Consider the following 16,890-nt stretch of genomic DNA (forward strand, 5'->3'; position numbering starts at 1 on the left):
TGCGGCGGAGTCGCACAAAAAGTTGACAAGATTATTCAGCTATGTAGCGGTCCAGTCTGGAATTGTTCCAAACTATGGGCCATATATTCGGCCCAAGCTAATTTCGCGAGGATACCATGCGGCTCACACGCCAGACGAACTATGCGATGCGCATACTGATGTATTGCGCCGCGAACAGCGACCGCCTGAGCCGCATCCCCGAGATCGCCACCGCCTATTCGGTTTCGGAGCTGTTTTTGTTCAAGATCCTGCAGCCGCTGGTCGAGGCCGGCCTGGTCGAGACGGTGCGCGGCCGCAATGGCGGCGTCAGGCTCGGCCGCCCGGCGGAGCAGATCAGCCTGTTCGACGTCGTGCGCGTCACCGAAGAGAGCTTCGCCATGGCCGAGTGCTTCGAGAACGACGCCGCCGAATGCCCGCTGGTCGACAGCTGCGCCTTGAATTCGGCACTGCGCGAAGCGCTCAATGCCTTCTTCGCCGTGCTCTCCCGCTACACGATCGCCGACCTCGTCGCCGCGCGCCCGAATGTGCGCCACCTGCTTGGCATCGATCTCCTGGAGCAGCGCGCCCCGGCTGCCTAAGCTGCCGATTGCGGCAACACGAACGGAACGCTTCCAGCAGGCAGTGCGCCGACCTTGAGCCGGCAGTCGAACACCTTTTCGATCAGCTCGTCATTGAGCACGTCTTGCGGCGAGCCGGCGGCAGCCAGCTGGCCACGAGAGAGCACGAAAATCCGGTCGGCATACATGGCCGTCAAATTGAGGTCGTGCAGGATCGCCACCACGCCGCCGCCGCGCCGGGCGAAATCGCGCGCAATATTCATGATGATCAGTTGGTGCTTGACGTCGAGGCTGGAGACAGGCTCGTCGAGGAAGAGGTAGCGCGGCCTGCCCTCGAGAACCGGCGCCCAGACCTGGCAAAGCACGCGGGCAAGCTGGACGCGCTGCTGCTCGCCGCCTGAAAGCTCCTGGTAGAAGCGGCCGGCAAAGCCGTCGAGATCGACACGCGCCAGCGCCCGCTCGGGCAAGCGCGCATCCTCGCCGGGCAGCACCCCGGAACGCCCGCCGATCAGGCCGAGACGAACGACCTCTAGCACCGTGAAGGGAAAGGATAGCGTGGTGGACTGCGGCAGCACGGCGCGATGCGTCGCTGCCTCCACCGGCTTCATGGAAACCAGGTCTCGGCCATTGAGGATGACAGTGCCGGTATAGGAGAGCTCGCCCGTCAGCGCCTTGAGCAGCGTCGTCTTGCCCGAGCCATTGGGCCCGACGATTGCCGTTACCTCGCCCGGCCGCGCCGTGAAATCGACATGCGACACGATGCGCCTGGAGCCGATCGCTACGGAGATGTCCCGGGCTTCGATCATCGGCTGCTCACAGATCAATGACGCCGCGCTTGCGCAGCAGGATCCACAGGAAGAACGGCGCGCCGGCCACTGCCGTGACGATGCCGATCGGCAGTTCGGCCGGAGCGACGATGGTGCGGGCGACCGCGTCGGCAAGCAGAAGCAGCGAGGCGCCGAGCAAGGCCGAGGCCGGCAACAGGTAGCGGTTTTCCGGACCGATGGCGAGGCGCAACAGATGCGGCACGACGATGCCGATGAAGCCGATGCCTCCGCTGACGGCGACCGACGCACCGACCGCCGCCGACACGCCGACGATGGCCGTGTATTTCAGCCGCTGGACCGGAATGCCGAGATGGCCGGCGGTCGCCTCGCCGAGCGCCAGCGCATCGAGGCCGCGCGACAGAAACGGCATCGTCGCCAGTGCCAGCAAGATCACCGGTCCGACCGTGCCGATTTTCGGCCAAGTGGCGCCGCCAAGCGAGCCGAGCTGCCAGAAGGTGAGGTCGCGCAATTGCCTGTCGTCGGCCACGAAGACCAGTATGCCGGTCAGCGCCATGGCAAGGGCGGCGATCGCCAGGCCGGCGAGCAGCATCGTGGCGACTGACGTCCGGCCGTGGCGCGTCGCAATGGCATAGAGCAGCAGCGTCACCGCCAGGCCGCCGAGGAAGGCTGCCAGCGGCAGGGCGAGCGTGCCAAGGGCGAGCGTGACAGGCGCAAGCCAGGTTGTGCCGAGCACGATGATTGCCACCGCGCCAAGGCTCGAGCCGGCCGAAACGCCGATCAGGCCGGGATCGGCGAGCGGGTTGCGGAACAGTCCTTGCATCACCGCGCCGGAGACGGCGAGCGCGGCGCCGATCAGCACGCCGAGCAGCACGCGCGGTATGCGGATGTCATAGACGATCAGCCGGTGGCGCGCGGCGAGCGCCGTATCGGCCGGCACGCCTCCGGTCAGCCAGTCGCGGATGACGCGAACGGCGGACGCGTCCGAAGCGCCCGAGGTCAGCGACAGGAATATGGACAGCGCAAGCGCGACAGACAAAAGCAGGATGACGATCCTTGCCCGCGCCGAGCGGTCGCCATCGGATGCCCTCACCCTGCCCGCCGGCCCCGCAATCGACTGTTCGGCCATCACCGCTCAGTCCGTGACCTGATTGCCGTAAAGCGAGACGGCGAGGTCGTGGATGGCCGCGGCCGTGCGCGGCCCGAAGCCCAGCAGGTAGCCGCCATCCATGCTGATCAGCTTGCGGGCAGCTCCCGCGGGCGTCGAAGCGATCGATGGATTGGCGAACAGCTCATCTTCCGAGATCGGTGGACCGGCGTTTTTCATGGTCAGGAGCACATCCGGCCTTGCGGTGACGATCGCCTCGTCGGACAGCTGCTTGTAGCCCGAAAAACCCTCGACCGCGTTGACGGCGCCGGCAAGCCTGATGATGCCGTCGCCGGCCGTATCGCTGCCCGCGGCCAGGATCTTGCCGCCCTGCATCGACAGCACGAACAGCACGCGCTTGCGCTCCTTGATCGCGGCCGTCTGCTTTTCGGCCGACTTCAGCTTCGCGTCCGTCTCCGCAGCGAGCTGCTCCGCCTTAGCCTCGACCCCCAGTGCCCTCCCGACGGTGCGGATCTTTTCGAGGATGCCTTCATGGCTGTAGCGCTCCGGCACCTCGATAAAGGGCACGCTCGATTTCTTCAACACGTCGACGGTTTCCTTCGGGCCGCTGCCATGCAGGGCTAGAATCCCCGATGGATTGACCGACAGAACGCCCTCCGGCGACAGCGCGCGCATATAGCCAACATCAGGCAATTTCTGCGCGGCTTGCGGGAAAGAGCTGGTCGAATCACGGGCGACGAGATGACCTTCCTCGCCGAGCGCATAGACGATCTCGGTGATCGAGCCGCCGATGGAGGCAATCCGCGAGGTGTCGGAGAAGACGGCCCTACCTTCATCGGCTCCGGCAGGCAGAGCGGCGGCGGCAAGCAGAACGCCGACCAGCAGCGCAAGCCCAGAGCGGAAACGGTGAACGACACGCATCGAGTCTCGCCTCATGCAGCGGTCGGGCTGGGGATGCGGGGCAGGTTCTCGGCCAGGAAGCGCCAGTCTTCGCGCTCGCCCTCGCCTTCATGGCGCTTGCCGAAGAACTGGATGATCATGCCCCCCTTGGCGTCGTAAGCCTCGAGCGAGGTGACATGGCCATCCTTGGTCGGCTTGCGCACCGCCCAGACTTCATGGATGTGATCGGTCCTCAGATGCAGGTGGAAGGTCTCGTCGAGCACGTTAATCCATGGTCCCATCGGCTTGACCGACTTGATCGGGCCGGAATGGATCTGGATGCAGCCGCGGTTGCCGACGAAGCACATGATCGGCATCTCGCCTTCCGCCGCGTGGTGAAACATGGCGCTGACGGCATCATTGTCGAGCAGCCATGCATAGTCCTGGCCGACCATGCGCACCGCCTCACGGCGGCTGAGCTTCAGCGTCTTCAGCATGCCGAAGAACTGATGCACGTCGGTCATCCGGCTCCAGCGGTCGCGGAGGTCGTCGATGCTGGCTACCGAGGCTTGCACCTCCACTTCGTCCTCCGGCGCGCTTGAGGCGATTGCGATCGTCGGCTCCTGGTTCGACGATTCAAGGCCCGCCACCAGCTTCTGGTAAGCATAGAGGTTCGAGGCCGCCCGCAGATGCACCTTGTGAACGGCCTCGCCGGCCGCATCGAAGAACTGCAGGCTGCGGCGGATCTCGCCCCCGTCGCGTTTCTCGACGGCAAAGCCATGTGCCCACACTTTCGGGAACATGCGCAGGTCGATGTTCTCGCCGAGCACCATGGCGTTGTGATTGCCAGTGACGACCTTGTCGTAGACGCCGATCTTTTCGTGCACGGCGCTTTCGTTGCGGGTCAGCGCCATCACTTCGCCGACCGCTTCGAGGCCGCTCAGCAGGTCGTTGACGCGCGGCTCGACGCGCACGGCGCCATGGCCGCAATGTGCCGCGACCAGCTCTGCTTCCGAAATGCCGAGTTGGGCCGCCAAATCGCGCTCGCGCATCTTCGGATTGTCTTCCCGCGAACGCCGGATCTCGTCCGGCGACGGCTTCACGCGTTGGTCCATATCGTCCACCTGCCCACTTTTTGTCTGCCCTGTTCGTCTGCCGATCGTGCTTACTTGTTGAGGATCAGCTTGCCCTGGCGGGTGATCTTCAGACGGTAGAGCGCACCATGGTGTTCGATGCCGATCTCATGCTCGCCCTGGAACAGCGCGTTGCTGGAGAGCGTGCGCACTGACATCGCCACGCGGTCAAAACGCGCGGGCACGTCGTCGGAGCGGCGGCCGCGGTAGCGAAAGTCGCTTGGGTTATGGCTGTTCATCTCATTCGGTCCCTTTTTCCTGTGCCGGCCACCGGGCCGGTCGCCTCGTCAAATGCCGATTAAATTCTTGACTCTATTTCTCATGTTTACTAGTCGTGCATTACCGGACTAAATGAGTCAACATTTAAGACGCCGGACGCGATCAAAAATGCGAGCGAGCCCCGCGCCAGCCAGCATCGAGCCTGAGAATCTGGAGTTGGGGCATGGGGTTGGTGAATTGGGGACGGCCGACAGATCGGCCGATGGCGAAGGAAATGGCGGCCTTGCTGGCTGGCGCGGCGGCAATCGCGCTCTGTATGCCGGCGGCCAAAGCGCAACAGGCCACCCAGCCGGCGGCTGACCAGCAGAGCGACCAGATAAAGAAGACTGACCAGAAAAGTGCAGGCGACTCGACGCTGCTCGACAAGATCCTCGTCATTAGCCGCACCGGCGAGACGGCGATCCAGTCGCTGGCCTCGGCCAGCCATGTCGACAAGGAACAGCTTGAGCGCCGCATGGCGACGACGCCGAACGAGATGCTGCTTGGCGTGCCGGGAGTTGCAGTGCAGGCCGACGCGCGACGCGTCAGCTCCAGCATCAACATCCGCGGCCTGCAGGATTTCGGCCGCGTGGCGGTGATCGTCGACGGCGCCAGGCAGGATTTCCAGCGCTCCGACCACGGCACGCAGTCGACCTTCTATGTCGATCCCGAGCTCATCAAATCCGTCGACGTGATCCGCGGCCCGGTCGCCAACACCTATGGCTCCGGCGCCATCGGCGGAGTGGTGTTCTTCGAAACCAAGGACGCCGGAGATTTCCTCAAGCCGGAAGAGACCTGGGCCGGATCGCTGACTGGTCGCTATGAAACGAATGGCAAGGGCTGGACCACCAGCGCTAGCGGCGCCTATCGCTTCAACGAGAACTGGGACGTTTTGGGCAACATCGTCTACCGCGACTACGGCGACTACAAGAACGGTGGCGGCGACACCGTTGCCGGCACCGGCTTCGACGTGCTGAGCGGCCTGCTCAAGACCACCATTCGCCCGACCGAGAACAGCGAGTTGAAGCTCGGCTGGGTCGGCTCGAAGGACGGGTGGACGGAGACCAGTGGCGGCGTTCCGGCCAACGATGTCGACCTGAAATCGAATACCTTCACCGCCCGCTACAACATCACCGACGATGCCAAAAGCTGGCTCGATCTCCACATCAACGCCTCTTACAACAAGACGCTTCTCGATCTGACGACGCTCGTCCCGCAGAACCGTTTCGATCCGACGACCGGCCTGCCCGTGGTGCTGCCCGCCGGGTCGCTCTCGACTTTCGATGTCGGGACGACCGGCATCGACATATGGAACACGTCGCGATTCGAGACCGCCGGCATTGCGCATGAGTTGACTTACGGCGGTGACTGGGTCGGCGACGACGTCGAAACCGGGGGCACAGCCGGCGGCGACAGCTTCTACACGCCGTCAGGTAAGCGCAACGTCTCCGGCGCCTATGTCCAGGACAAGCTGACCTGGGAATGGCTGGAGGTCATCACCGGCCTGCGCTACGACAGGTACAGCCTGAAGGACTCCGAGCACGAGACATCAGGCGACCGGCTGTCGCCGCGCATCACCGTCGGCGTATCGCCCTTCGAAAGCGCTGACCTCGCCGGCCTGCAGTTTTACGGCACCTATGCGGAAGGCTACCGCTCACCCTCGCTGACGGAGACGCTGATCAGCGGTAACCATCCGGCCGGCGTCACCTTCCCCTTCCTGCCCAATCCAAATCTCAAGCCTGAGACCGGCAAGACCGTCGAGTTCGGCGTCAACTTCAAGCAGAACGACATTTTCGAAGGCGGCGACGCTCTGCGGCTCAAGGCCGCCTATTTCAACAACAATGTCGAAGACTATATCGACGGCGTCACGCTGTCGGCCTTCGACCCGACCAGCGGCTGCCCGTTCGGCCCCGGCATCCCGATCTGCTTCCAGTATCAGAACTTCGCCAAGGCCAAGATCAACGGTTTTGAACTGGAAAGCGTCTATGACGCCGGCTGGGGCTATGCGGGCTTCTCGGCCTCGATCATCAACGGCCACACCATCTCGTATGAGGGCGAGCGGGCCGACCTTGCCACCATTCCCTCCTCGCAGGTGACGGCGCAGCTCGGCCTTCGCTTCCTCGAGGACAGGCTCACCGTCGGCGGTGAAGTGCAATATAACGGCAAGCCCAAGGGCAATCCGGTGGCCAAGGACTATACGCTGGTCAATGCCTTTGCCAGTTACCAGGCGACCGACAACCTCAAGCTCGACGTCCGCGCCGACAATCTGTTCGATGTCAAATACACCAATCCGCTCAACGCAAGCACGACTGCCGTCCTCTATGAACCGGGCGTCACGCTGAAGCTTGCGGCAACCATGCGCTTTGGAGGCTGAGAACCATGAACTTGACGACATCGCTCTGTCTCTTGACCTCGGCGCTGGCGATGTCGCTCGGCCCGGTGCCGGCGCGCGGCCAGTCCGCGCCAGCGCCGGCCCTTAATCTCGAACTCAACGCCGTGCAGCCTTCGGACAAGGGCTGCCGGCTGACCTTCGTCGTCAACAACGCGCTCGGCGCCGACCTGTCGAAGTCCGCTTTCGAAATCGCGCTGTTCAATGAGTCCGGCGTTGTCGACCGCCTCACCGTGCTCGATTTCAAGGACCTGCCGGTCGGCAAGACGAAAGTCACGCGCTTCGATCTCGCGGGCGCCGACTGCGGCAAGCTCGGCCGCGTGCTGATCAACAGCGCGACGGAATGCGCTGGAACCGGCGTCGAGCCGACGGCCTGCATGCGCGACCTGACGACCTCGACTAAAACCGCCATCGCCTTCGGCGTATAGAGGTGGGGATTGCATCCGGCCCGCCAGGAGACGCCATGGCGTGGGCCATAGGCGGCAACCGATCTTGATTTGACAATTTCTTATCGCGTACAGCAGGTCTCGGCGCGAGACATGCAGGACATCAATCACTCCTCCGATGCAGGCAGCGAACCGGCGATCACGCCGGCCGAGCCGCTCATGCAGCCGCGGCACTCGGCCGGGCATCGCAAATGGCCGGTGGCGATCATCGCTTCCGGCCTGCTCCATGGCGCTGCGGCGGCCGCGTTCCTGTTCGCGCCTGCCGGGATATTCGACTCCATGGACGCGATTCGGGCCGAGGGCACAGATCAGTCCGGCGCCAACGTCACCGGCAGCGCCCTGGACGACCAGTCGTCCGGCGCCGTGGATGTCACCTTGGTGCCCGAACTGCAGCCGGTGAAACGCCAGGCCGCGCAGCCCGCACCGCCGGTCGAAGCGCAGCAACCAGCAAGCGAACCCTCGACGCCTCAGCTTCCGCCGCAAGCCGTCAAGGAAGCCGCTTCCGCGCCGGATATCGTGGCGGCCACCAGCCCACGCCAGGATGACCAGACTGTCCCCGACGACAGCAAACCTACGCCCGCGACCGAACTGCAAAGCGCTGAAGCGCCCCTTGCCGAGCCTCAACAGCCACCGGTCCCCAGTGCGACATCGAGCGGCCCAGCCCCATCGGCAGCGGCAGACCAGACCAATGCAACCGGCGGCACGGCGGATGGCGATACACGCGACGCGCCTGTTGCCGCCAGCAAAGGCAAGAAACAGGTCGCTGCCGGCAATGCCCTGGAATCCCACTACAGCGGTGAAATCCAGAAGAAACTTGCGCGCGCCAACCGTCGCGTTTCGAAATCGATCCAGGCCAAGGCTCGCAACAACGCCAGGGTGGTTTTCGTCGTCGCGGCCGACGGCAGCGTCAGCGACCTGCAGCTCACTGAAAGTTCAGGGTCCGCCGAGCTCGATCAGTTCGCTTTGACGCTGGTGCGCAAGCAAGCCCCGTTCCCTCCCATTCCACCCGAGACCGGCAAATCAAGTTGGGTGTTCAAGGCGCGGATCGGCCCTTTTTAAAGCCTCCGCGATTTCATCGCCTGGACGAAGTCGGAGAACTTCCGCGCCGCCCATCGCAACGCCGGCACCGCCAAGGTGCATTATCTTGGCCACCCCGAGTTCGAAGGGTTTTTGGTCGTCGAGGGCGCCTGACCGCCGCTACGCGGCGGCCTTCCCGCACCTGATTAGGCTGCCGCGAGCAGGCTGGCATTGCCGCCGGCCGCCGTCGTGTCAACGCAGACCGCGCGCTCATGCGCATAAGCCGCCGGATTAAGCACTTCGCTGACCAGCGGCACGATCGGCCCGGCGCGCTCGGCAACCACCTTGCGCACGATGCGCGCCGCTTCCGGCGTGCCGGAGAAGGCAACGACGTCGACGCGCAGCGAGCGCGCCTCGACCGGGTCCGGCCGACCGTCGATCGCCGCCAGTGGCAGGCCCTTGCCGGTCAGCGCCGACAGCGCCGCCGGCGCGCCTGGCGCCACTGCCAGAACGGCATTGCCGGCGGCTAAAGCCTGGATTGTCTGCGCAAGCAGCGTCTCGGCATCCGGCCCGAGGCAGAGCACCCGTCCGCGCGGCGCCAGCGACAGCGTGTTGGCCTCGCCGGTCGGGCCCGGCAGGTCGACCTGCCCGAAATCGAGGCCCGCTGCGGCGGCGATGGCCGCAGCCCCCTTGCCGCGCAGATGTTTTCTCAGAATCGCCACGCGATCGGGTCGCGTCGACCAACCGCCAAGCGTCGGGTCCGGCAGATTGTCCGCGAGTTCCGTCGCCGTCACCTTGTGGCCGTCGCCGACTTCCGTTCCGGCTTGCGGGCCCTTGCGGAAGCGGCGCAGATAATGTGGCCCGCCGGCCTTCGGCCCGGTGCCGGACAGACCCTCGCCGCCGAAGGGCTGCGAGCCGACGACGGCGCCGATCTGGTTTCGGTTGACATAGATGTTGCCGGCATGGATGCCGTCGACGAAATGCTGGACGCGGCCCTCGATGCGGGTGTGCAGGCCGAAGGTCAGGCCGTAGCCCTTGCGATTGATGCCGGCAATCACCGCGTCGATGTCGTCGGCGTCGAAGGTGGCGACATGCAGCACCGGACCGAACACTTCGCGCTCCATCTCCTCGATGCCTTTGACCCGAAAGACATGCGGCGCGACGAAGCGGCCGGCAGCCGGCGCTTCGAGCTTGGCGATGAGGCGCCCCTCCAGCCCCTTTTTCTTGCAGTAGTCGCCGATCGAGGCCTGCGCCTCATCGTCGATGACCGGGCCGACATCGGTCGAGATCAGCCACGGATCGCCGACATTGAGGGCTTCCATCGCGCCCTTCAGCATGGCCAGCATCTTCTTCTCGACATCCTTCTGCACGTAGAGCACGCGCAGCGCCGAGCAGCGCTGCCCGGCGCTCTGGAAGGCGGAGGCGAGGATGTCGCGCACCGCCTGCTCGGGAAGCGCCGTGGAATCGACGATCATGGCGTTCAGCCCACCCGTCTCGGCAATCAGCATGGCATCGGGCGCCGCCGTTTCGGCCAGCTGTTTTTCGATCAGCTTGGCGACCTCGGTCGAGCCGGTAAAGCAGACACCTGCGATGCGCGGGTCGGCGGTGAGCGGCGCTCCGACCGACGCACCGTCACCCGGCAGGAGCTGGATGATATCCTCCGGCACGCCGGCCTCGCGCAGCATCTCGACGGCGCGGAAGGCGATCAGCGGCGTCTGCTCGGCGGGCTTCGCGATCACCGAATTGCCGGTGACGAGCGCCGCCGCGATCTGGCCGGTGAAGATGGCCAGCGGGAAATTCCACGGCGAGATGCAGACGATCGCGCCACGGGCTTCAGTGCCCGCTTCGGCATTCGCCGCCTCGGCCGCATAGTAACGCAGGAAATCGACCGCCTCGCGCACTTCGGCGATGCCGTCGGCCAAAGACTTGCCGGCCTCTCGAGTGGCCAAAGCGAAGAACTCGGCGGCATTGGCCTCGTAGAGGTCGGCGGCGCGGTTGAGGATCGCGGCGCGCTCGGCAACCGGGCGTTTTGCCCAGGCCGGCTGCGCCTCCACAGCGATGCGAACGGCCGTCGCGACCTGCTTGGCCGCCGCCTCATGCACGGTGCCGACGACCTCATCGGGCTTGGCCGGGTTGACGATCTGGCGCGGCTTGCCGTAGCCGGCGGCGCGCGTGATCGGCTTGGCATGCCAGCGATCCGCTCCCGCGAATTCCGCCCGCGCCCTGTCGATGGCTGCAAGAGTCACCGCATCACTGATGTCGAACCCTTTTGAATTGCGCCGGTGGGCGCCGAAGATCGCGGCGGGCCGCGCGATCGCCGGATTGGCGGCGGGGCCTTGTTTCTCTACAGCCTCCAGCGGGTCGCGGGCGATTTCTTCCGGCTCGACCTCCTCGTCAGTCAACTGGTGGACGAAAGAGGAGTTGGCGCCGTTTTCCAAGAGCCGCCGCACCAGATAGGCGAGCAGGTCGGAATGCGCACCGACCGGCGCGTAGATGCGGCAGCGCGTCCTTTCGGCCTTGCGCACCGTCTCGTGCAGCGATTCGCCCATACCGTGCAGACGCTGGAATTCGAAGGAGTCGCGATCCTTCGCCATCGACAGGATGGCAGCCACCGTGTGCGCGTTGTGGCTGGCGAATTGCGGATAGATGCGGTCGGTCATCGACAGCAGTTTTCGCGCGCAGGCCACATACGAGACGTCGGTGTTGGTCTTGCGGGTGAAGACCGGATAGCCGGCAAGCCCAAGCGTCTGTGCCCGCTTGATCTCGGTGTCCCAATAGGCGCCCTTCACCAGCCGCACCATGATCTTGCGGTCGTATTTTTTGGCAAGCGCATAGAGCCAGTCGATGACGAAGGCCGCGCGCGGGCCATAGGCCTGGACGACGACGCCGAAACCATCCCAGCCGGCAAGCTCCGGTTCGGCGAGCACGCGTTCGATGACGTCGAGCGACAAATCGAGCCGGTCGGCCTCTTCGGCATCGATGTTGAGGCCCATGCGCGAATGCCGCGCGGCAAGCGCCAGCGACAACAGCCGCTCGGCCATTACCGGCAGCATCTTCTCCTTCTGCGCCACCTCGTAGCGTGGATGCAGTGCCGAAAGCTTGACCGAAATGCCGTGGTTGTAGCGAATGTCCGGGCCATTGGACCCCGCGTCGAGCGAGGAAATCGCATCCGCATAGGCGCGGTGATAGCGCAACGCATCAGCCTCGGTGCGGGCCGCCTCACCCAGCATGTCGAAGGAATAGAGATAGCCCTTCTGCGTCATCGGACGGCCGCGCTTGACCGCCTCGGCGATGGTGCGGCCGAGCACGAACTGCTCGCCCATTTCGCGCATCGCCGCCGCCACGGCCTTGCGGATGACCGGCTCGCCGAGCCTGCGCACCATGGCGCGCAGCGTGCCTTCGATGCCGCCCTCGCCTTCATCGAGTACGCGGCCGGTCAGCATCAGCGCCCAGGTCGAGGCGTTGACGAAAATGGAACTCGAGCTGCCCGAATGCGCCGACCAGTCGTGCGGCGCGATCTTGTCGGCGATGAGATCGTCCATCGTCTCGGCATCGGGAACGCGCAGCAGCGCCTCGGCGAGACACATCAGCGCCACGCCTTCCTTGGTCGACAGGCCATAGGCCGAAAGAAAAACCTCCATCAGCCGAGGGTCGGTCGAGCCGCGCACCGCGCGCACCAGATCGGCCGCACGCGCCGAGATCGCCTTGCGCTCTTCCGCCGAAAGCCCGGCAGCCGCGGACAGCCGCCTCACCGCCTCGTCTTCGTCGGGCAAATAGTTGGCGCGGATCTGCTGGCGGATGGCATCGAGCGGCATGTCGGATCCATGAGAGCAAGCGTTAGCGAGCAGGTCTGGCGGTCGCCGGACCGATTGGCGCAAGCTAGCACAGCTGGGAGCCCAGGTCGGTCCAAAGAAATCGACGAGACAGTCCATTCGAGCTATCGTATAGGCTTAGCTCCCGCCATTTTGACCGTAAGACCGATGAGCGAAGACCAATTGGACCGCATTGACCGCAACATCCTGGCCGCGCTCGGGCGCGACGGCCGGCTTTCAATGTCCGAGCTGGCTTTGAAGGTCGGGCTGTCGAAGACCCCGGTGCAGGCCCGTGTGAAGCGTCTTGAGAAGGAGGGCTACATCAGAGGCTATCGCGCGATTATCGACCGGGAGCGCATGGGCGAAGGACATGTCGCCTTCGTCCAGGTGAAGCTGTCGGATACGCGCTCGGCGGCGCTCGACGCGTTCAACCGCGCGGTGCAGGGCGTGCCGGAGATCGAGCAGTGCCATATGATGGCGTCGAGCTTCGACTATCTCCTGAAGGTCCGCACCACCGATATCGCCGCCTACCGCCGCGTGCTCGGCGAGCGCATTTCGGCCCTTCCCCACGTGGCACAGACTTCCACCTTCGTGGCGATGGAAACGGTGAAGGATCGCTAGCGCAGTTCCAGGAAAAGTGCGCAGCCGTTTTCCGTCCGGAATTGCACAAAATTAAGACTCTACTCCGACAGAGTCTTCAGAAACGCCACCAGAGCGGCGCGCTCGCGATCGGAGAGCTCGAGCGGGTGGATCTCCGAAACGCCTTCAACGCTGGACGCCGCTTTCGAATAATGCGCCACCACCTCGTCGAGGGTCGAGAACTGCCCGGCATGCATGTAGGGCGCACGCGTAGCTGCCCCCCTGAGCGACGGCGTCTTGTAGGCGCGCACGAGTTGCTGCCCGTCCTTCACCATGAAGCGCAATTCGCGGCAGGCGCTTTCATCGCCGTCGCGGAACTTGCCGAAGCAGTTGAACGGGTCCGCCTGCACTTGAGCCACGGCATCGACCCGGCCGCGGTCGGGCGGCAGATCCTTGACCGGCGGCACGCCGGTGTTGTGGAACGAATTGTCGGTGAAGCGCGGCCCGTTATGGCAGGTCACGCAATTGGCCTTGCCGATGAACAGCTTCAGCCCGAGGATCTCTTCCGGCGAGAAGGCAGCATCGCCTTGCGGCTTGGTGCCGGTCGCGAGGTCGATCGCGAAGCGGTCGAAACGCGTCTGCCCAGGTTCGATCGAGCGCTCGAAGGCCGCGATTGCCTTGCCGATATTGGCAAAGACGCGGTTGACGTCTTCGGCCTGCCTGGCGGGCATGGCGTTCCATGCCGCCTTTTCGGCCTCGGTGCCGAGCGGGCTGGCATTGGCCGGCACGGTGGAAAGATCGGGCAGCGGCCCGAAAATGCGCTCATAGCGCTCGCCGAACCGCTCCTTGATGTAATGCGCGAAGGCCGCGCGGTTGCCGGCCTGCTCCAGCGGGTTTTCGAGCGGCGTCAGCGCTTGCGCCCACAAACTGTCGCGGCGTCCGTCCCAGAAGAACCAAGGATCGCGCGCCACGCCGGCCAGCGGCATGGTTCGGCGATTGGTGTGGCCGGCGCCGACCGCCCGCGGCAGGTCGTCCTGGAACTGACGGTCGATCTTGTGGCAGGTCGAGCAGGACACGGTGCCGCCGCGGCTCATGCCGACATCGAAGAACAGCGTCGATCCGAGCGCCGCAGCGGCCGGCACATCGGCATACTGGTTCGTCGTGTCCGCTTTGAGAGCCGGCAGCGTGTTCAACGCCAGCGAGGCGATGGTCTTCTTCTCGGCGTCGCTGAGCTCGGGCTCGCCGCAACCGCCAAGCCAAGCGAGCGCAGCCAGAGCGGACAGGCTTGCGAGGCGGAGAAGACGCTTCATCGGCCGCTCACAACACGATGTTGAAGACGACGGAATCGGAACCCGCCGCCGCGGAGATCGCGAAGCGCAATTGCCACCAGCCGCTCATGGTGAATTTCACGCCGTCGATGCGGTAGCGTCCCGCCCCCATATAGTCGGTCGCCTGCGGGCTGGTCGGCAGGCCGTGATTGTGCTGCGGCATGCCGCCGGAAACGGTGATCGCGGCGCCCTCCACCGGAGCGCCGGCGGAGGTCTTCAGTGTCAGCAGCCAGGATTGCAGCTCGCCCTGCCGGATGACGCCGCGCTCCGGCTCGAAGCTCGCAACGAACAGGCCGCTCGCCGTCTTTTTCGAACGCGACGTATCGGGACCCGGTGCCGAATGCGGCGCCGTCAGGTACACGACAGTCAGAATGCCGACCAGCAGGGCAGCAAGACCGAGACCCGCAAGAATGTAACGCCATATCGATGCCAAACCGGCTCCTCTTCGGCTGATAACGTCACGGGCTGCGCGCAGCATCCCTCCCGCCTGTGGGAAATCGCTTCTGGCGCAAAAATCGGCCTGCGCCAAGCATGGCGCTGCCGGCTGCAAAAAGCTACAGCACCAAAGCTTTAGGAGGACAAGTCATATGGAAGCCAATGGTGTCGCGTCGATCGGCGAATGCATGCTCGAACTGTCGGGCCAGGCAGGACCGAACTGGCGTATGGGCTTTGCCGGCGACACCTTCAATACGCTATGGGCGCTGCATGCGCTCAGCCCCGGCCGGCCCGCGACCTATGTCTCGGCCTTCGGCGACGACCCTTTTTCCCGCGATCAGATCGCGTTCTTAGCCCAGAACGGCATCGGTATCGGCAGCAGCCCGGTCATTGCCGGCGCAAGACCGGGCCTTTACGCCATCACGCTCACTGGAGCCGAGCGCGCCTTCACTTACTGGCGAAGCGATGCTGCCGCGCGCCAGCTTGCCTCCGATGCAGCGGCACTGGCGAAAAGTCTTGAAAACCAGGCGCTTGTCTATTTTTCCGGAATCACTTTGGCAATTCTGGATGATGCCGCGCGCAAAACCCTGCTTTCGGCCGTCGCGACAGCACGCGCGGCGGGTTCGCTGGTCGCCTTTGACCCGAATTACCGTCCCAGGCTGTGGCCGAGCCGTGAAACCGCGCAGGCTGCGATCTTGGAAGCGCTCGCCGTCGCGGATATCGCATTGCCCACTTTTCCGGATGAGCAGATGCTGTTTGGCGATGAGGCGCCGGAAACAACTGCCAGGCGTCTCGGAGGAGTGGTTGGCGAGGTTGTCGTCAAGAACGGCGAGCAGCCGGCATTGATTGCCATGGACGGCGCCTCGGAAACAATCGAGGCAGTGCCTGTCGCCTCGCCTGTCGATACAACCGGCGCCGGCGATTCCTTCAACGGCGGCTATCTCGCCACCCGGCTTGCCGGTCACGCCCCAGTCGACGCGGTTCGACGCGCGCATCGGGTGGCTGCGGCCGTCGTACAGGTGCGCGGCGCGCTCGCGCCGTTCGAGATTCTAAGAACAGCCTTTGGGATCTAGTTAGGGAGCCGGAACCTGTATTCCGTCACCTGATGGTAGATCTGGCCCGGCCAAAGCGTGGCCTGTGGGAAATAGGGCCGGTTCGGCGCGTCGGGCCAGGTCTGAGCTTCGAGGCAGAAGCCTGAAAAGGCTTTGTAGCCGCGCCCGTCCAGCCCAGGGGAGGACGGCGCGACATACTGGCCGATATAGAGCTGCAGGCCGGGCTCGGTGGTCCAGACTTCCATTTCGACGCCGGAACTGGCGCCCTGCACCCAGGCTGCCTGGTGCAGCGGTCCACGGCTGGAGGCGAGGCAGTAATTCAGATCGTAGGGAAGCTGCTCGCCTTCCGATTCCATGCGCAGCGGCCGCGCCTGGCGGAAGTCATAGGGCGTGCCGTCGACGGGCTTCACCGCGCCGGTCGGGATTATCTCTGCGTCGACGGGCGTATAAGCGCCGGCATTGAGCATCAGCCGGTGGTCGAGAATGTCGCCCGCGCCCCCGTCGTCGAGATTGAAGTAGGAGTGCTGCGCAAGATTACAGAGCGTCGGCTCCTCGCATGTGGCGGTCAGTTCCATGCTGAGCGTGCCGGGGATCTTCAGCCGATAGGTGCAGGTGACGTCCAGCGCGCCTGGAAAGCCCATCGTGCCGTCGGGATCGTGCAGTGTCAGCGTCACGAAATCGCGCCCGTGCAGCGAGACCGACCATGGCCGGTGGAAATAGCCCTGCGAGCCGCCATGCAGCGTGTGTTTCCCTAGAAAATTGCGCTCGGTCTGGTAGCGCTTGCCGGCGATGGTGAAGCGACCGTCGCGAATGCGGTTGGCGAAGCGGCCGACGACGGCGCCGAAATAGGCGCGGTCGGTCTCATAGGGCTCGAACTGGTCGTAGCCCAACACCAGCGGCGCATCATGGCCGGCGAGCCGCAGATCCTGGATGATCGCGCCAAGCCCGATGATGTTGGCCGTGAGACCACCGCCACGGATGGTGAAGCGGCGAACAGCCTCGCCCGCCTGCGTCGTGCCGAAGACCTCGCCGTCCTTCATCGCTGTGCCCGAAAACGTCAGTTCATTGATCTGTGGACTACGCCGGCCGTCTCCGGCAAGGGCAGGCCTGAT

15 protein-coding genes and 1 pseudogene are annotated in these 16,890 nt (G+C 64.8%); 7 read left to right on the forward strand and 9 right to left on the reverse strand.

Going from position 1 to position 16,890, the window contains the following annotated elements:
* Nucleotides 1-116 precede the first annotated feature (116 nt).
* Nucleotides 117-578, forward strand: a complete 462-nt coding sequence (gene rirA, locus CK222_RS22495; protein WP_066999863.1) for an iron-responsive transcriptional regulator RirA — start codon at nucleotides 117-119, stop codon at nucleotides 576-578.
* Here rirA and CK222_RS22500 read toward each other — a convergent pair.
* The 5 genes from CK222_RS22500 to hemP are packed head-to-tail and all read right to left on the reverse strand — an operon-like array spanning nucleotide 575 to nucleotide 4,701.
* Nucleotides 575-1,363 carry a heme ABC transporter ATP-binding protein gene (locus tag CK222_RS22500; protein ID WP_095801905.1) on the reverse strand — a complete coding sequence of 263 codons (789 nt, stop codon included), beginning with the start codon at nucleotides 1,361-1,363 and terminating at the stop codon, nucleotides 575-577. The two genes, rirA and CK222_RS22500, sit on opposite strands and share 4 nt — an antisense overlap.
* A gap of 7 nt (nucleotides 1,364-1,370) precedes the next feature.
* Nucleotides 1,371-2,471: an iron ABC transporter permease gene (locus tag CK222_RS22505; protein WP_095801906.1), complete on the reverse strand. Its 1,101-nt coding sequence runs from the start codon at nucleotides 2,469-2,471 to the stop codon at nucleotides 1,371-1,373.
* A 6-nt stretch (nucleotides 2,472-2,477) separates the two neighbouring features.
* Complete coding sequence (locus CK222_RS22510) at nucleotides 2,478-3,371, reverse strand: hemin ABC transporter substrate-binding protein (RefSeq protein ID WP_095801907.1); 894 nt, start codon at nucleotides 3,369-3,371, stop codon at nucleotides 2,478-2,480.
* Nucleotides 3,372-3,382: 11 nt separating this feature from the next.
* Nucleotides 3,383-4,444 (reverse strand): hemin-degrading factor, encoded by a 1,062-nt coding sequence (locus tag CK222_RS22515; RefSeq protein ID WP_095802016.1) that lies wholly within the window; start codon nucleotides 4,442-4,444, stop codon nucleotides 3,383-3,385.
* A 50-nt stretch (nucleotides 4,445-4,494) separates the two neighbouring features.
* Entirely contained in the window at nucleotides 4,495-4,701 is a 207-nt protein-coding gene (gene hemP / locus CK222_RS22520; RefSeq protein WP_066999851.1) for a hemin uptake protein HemP, read from the reverse strand.
* Nucleotides 4,702-4,904: 203 nt separating this feature from the next.
* Between hemP and CK222_RS22525 the strand changes: the two genes are divergently transcribed.
* The 4 genes and pseudogenes from CK222_RS22525 to CK222_RS22540 form a co-directional block, all read left to right on the forward strand.
* A complete protein-coding gene (locus CK222_RS22525) occupies nucleotides 4,905-7,094 on the forward strand; it encodes a TonB-dependent hemoglobin/transferrin/lactoferrin family receptor (RefSeq protein WP_095801908.1) in 2,190 nt (729 codons plus the stop codon).
* Nucleotides 7,095-7,099: 5 nt separating this feature from the next.
* Nucleotides 7,100-7,537 carry a hypothetical protein gene (locus CK222_RS22530; protein WP_095801909.1) on the forward strand — a complete coding sequence of 146 codons (438 nt, stop codon included), beginning with the start codon at nucleotides 7,100-7,102 and terminating at the stop codon, nucleotides 7,535-7,537.
* Nucleotides 7,538-7,753: 216 nt separating this feature from the next.
* Nucleotides 7,754-8,614: a TonB family protein gene (locus CK222_RS22535; RefSeq protein ID WP_245433181.1), complete on the forward strand. Its 861-nt coding sequence runs from the start codon at nucleotides 7,754-7,756 to the stop codon at nucleotides 8,612-8,614.
* A 9-nt stretch (nucleotides 8,615-8,623) separates the two neighbouring features.
* Nucleotides 8,624-8,746: pseudogene (locus CK222_RS22540) on the forward strand (antibiotic biosynthesis monooxygenase); the annotation flags it as partial.
* Nucleotides 8,747-8,778: 32 nt separating this feature from the next.
* Here CK222_RS22540 and putA read toward each other — a convergent pair.
* A complete protein-coding gene (putA, locus tag CK222_RS22545; RefSeq protein ID WP_095801911.1) occupies nucleotides 8,779-12,387 on the reverse strand; it encodes a bifunctional proline dehydrogenase/L-glutamate gamma-semialdehyde dehydrogenase PutA in 3,609 nt (1,202 codons plus the stop codon).
* Nucleotides 12,388-12,552: 165 nt separating this feature from the next.
* On the opposite strand from putA, the gene CK222_RS22550 reads away from it, so the two are divergent.
* On the forward strand, nucleotides 12,553-13,005 hold the full coding sequence (locus tag CK222_RS22550; protein ID WP_095778463.1) for an Lrp/AsnC ligand binding domain-containing protein: 453 nt from the start codon (nucleotides 12,553-12,555) through the stop codon (nucleotides 13,003-13,005).
* 59 nt (nucleotides 13,006-13,064) lie between these two features.
* On the opposite strand, the gene CK222_RS22555 is transcribed toward CK222_RS22550, so the two are convergent.
* Nucleotides 13,065-14,273 carry a cytochrome c peroxidase gene (locus CK222_RS22555; protein ID WP_095801912.1) on the reverse strand — a complete coding sequence of 403 codons (1,209 nt, stop codon included), beginning with the start codon at nucleotides 14,271-14,273 and terminating at the stop codon, nucleotides 13,065-13,067.
* Nucleotides 14,274-14,280: 7 nt separating this feature from the next.
* Nucleotides 14,281-14,724, reverse strand: a complete 444-nt coding sequence (locus tag CK222_RS22560; RefSeq protein WP_095802017.1) for a FixH family protein — start codon at nucleotides 14,722-14,724, stop codon at nucleotides 14,281-14,283.
* Between the two features lie 154 nt (nucleotides 14,725-14,878).
* Here CK222_RS22560 and CK222_RS22565 point away from each other — a divergent pair, with 154 nt between their 5' ends.
* The gene (locus tag CK222_RS22565) at nucleotides 14,879-15,799 is read left to right on the forward strand and encodes a sugar kinase (RefSeq protein ID WP_095801913.1); all 921 of its coding nucleotides are present in this window, start codon (nucleotides 14,879-14,881) and stop codon (nucleotides 15,797-15,799) included.
* On the opposite strand, the gene CK222_RS22570 is transcribed toward CK222_RS22565, so the two are convergent.
* Nucleotides 15,796-16,818, reverse strand: coding sequence for an aldose epimerase family protein (locus CK222_RS22570; RefSeq protein ID WP_095801914.1), 1,023 nt, complete (start codon nucleotides 16,816-16,818; stop codon nucleotides 15,796-15,798). The genes CK222_RS22565 and CK222_RS22570 overlap by 4 nt on opposite strands.
* Nucleotides 16,819-16,890 lie beyond the last annotated feature (72 nt).

Origin of the sequence: Mesorhizobium sp. WSM3866, from assembly GCF_002294795.1 — a bacterium.
Taxonomy (GTDB): Bacteria; Pseudomonadota; Alphaproteobacteria; order Rhizobiales; family Rhizobiaceae; genus Mesorhizobium.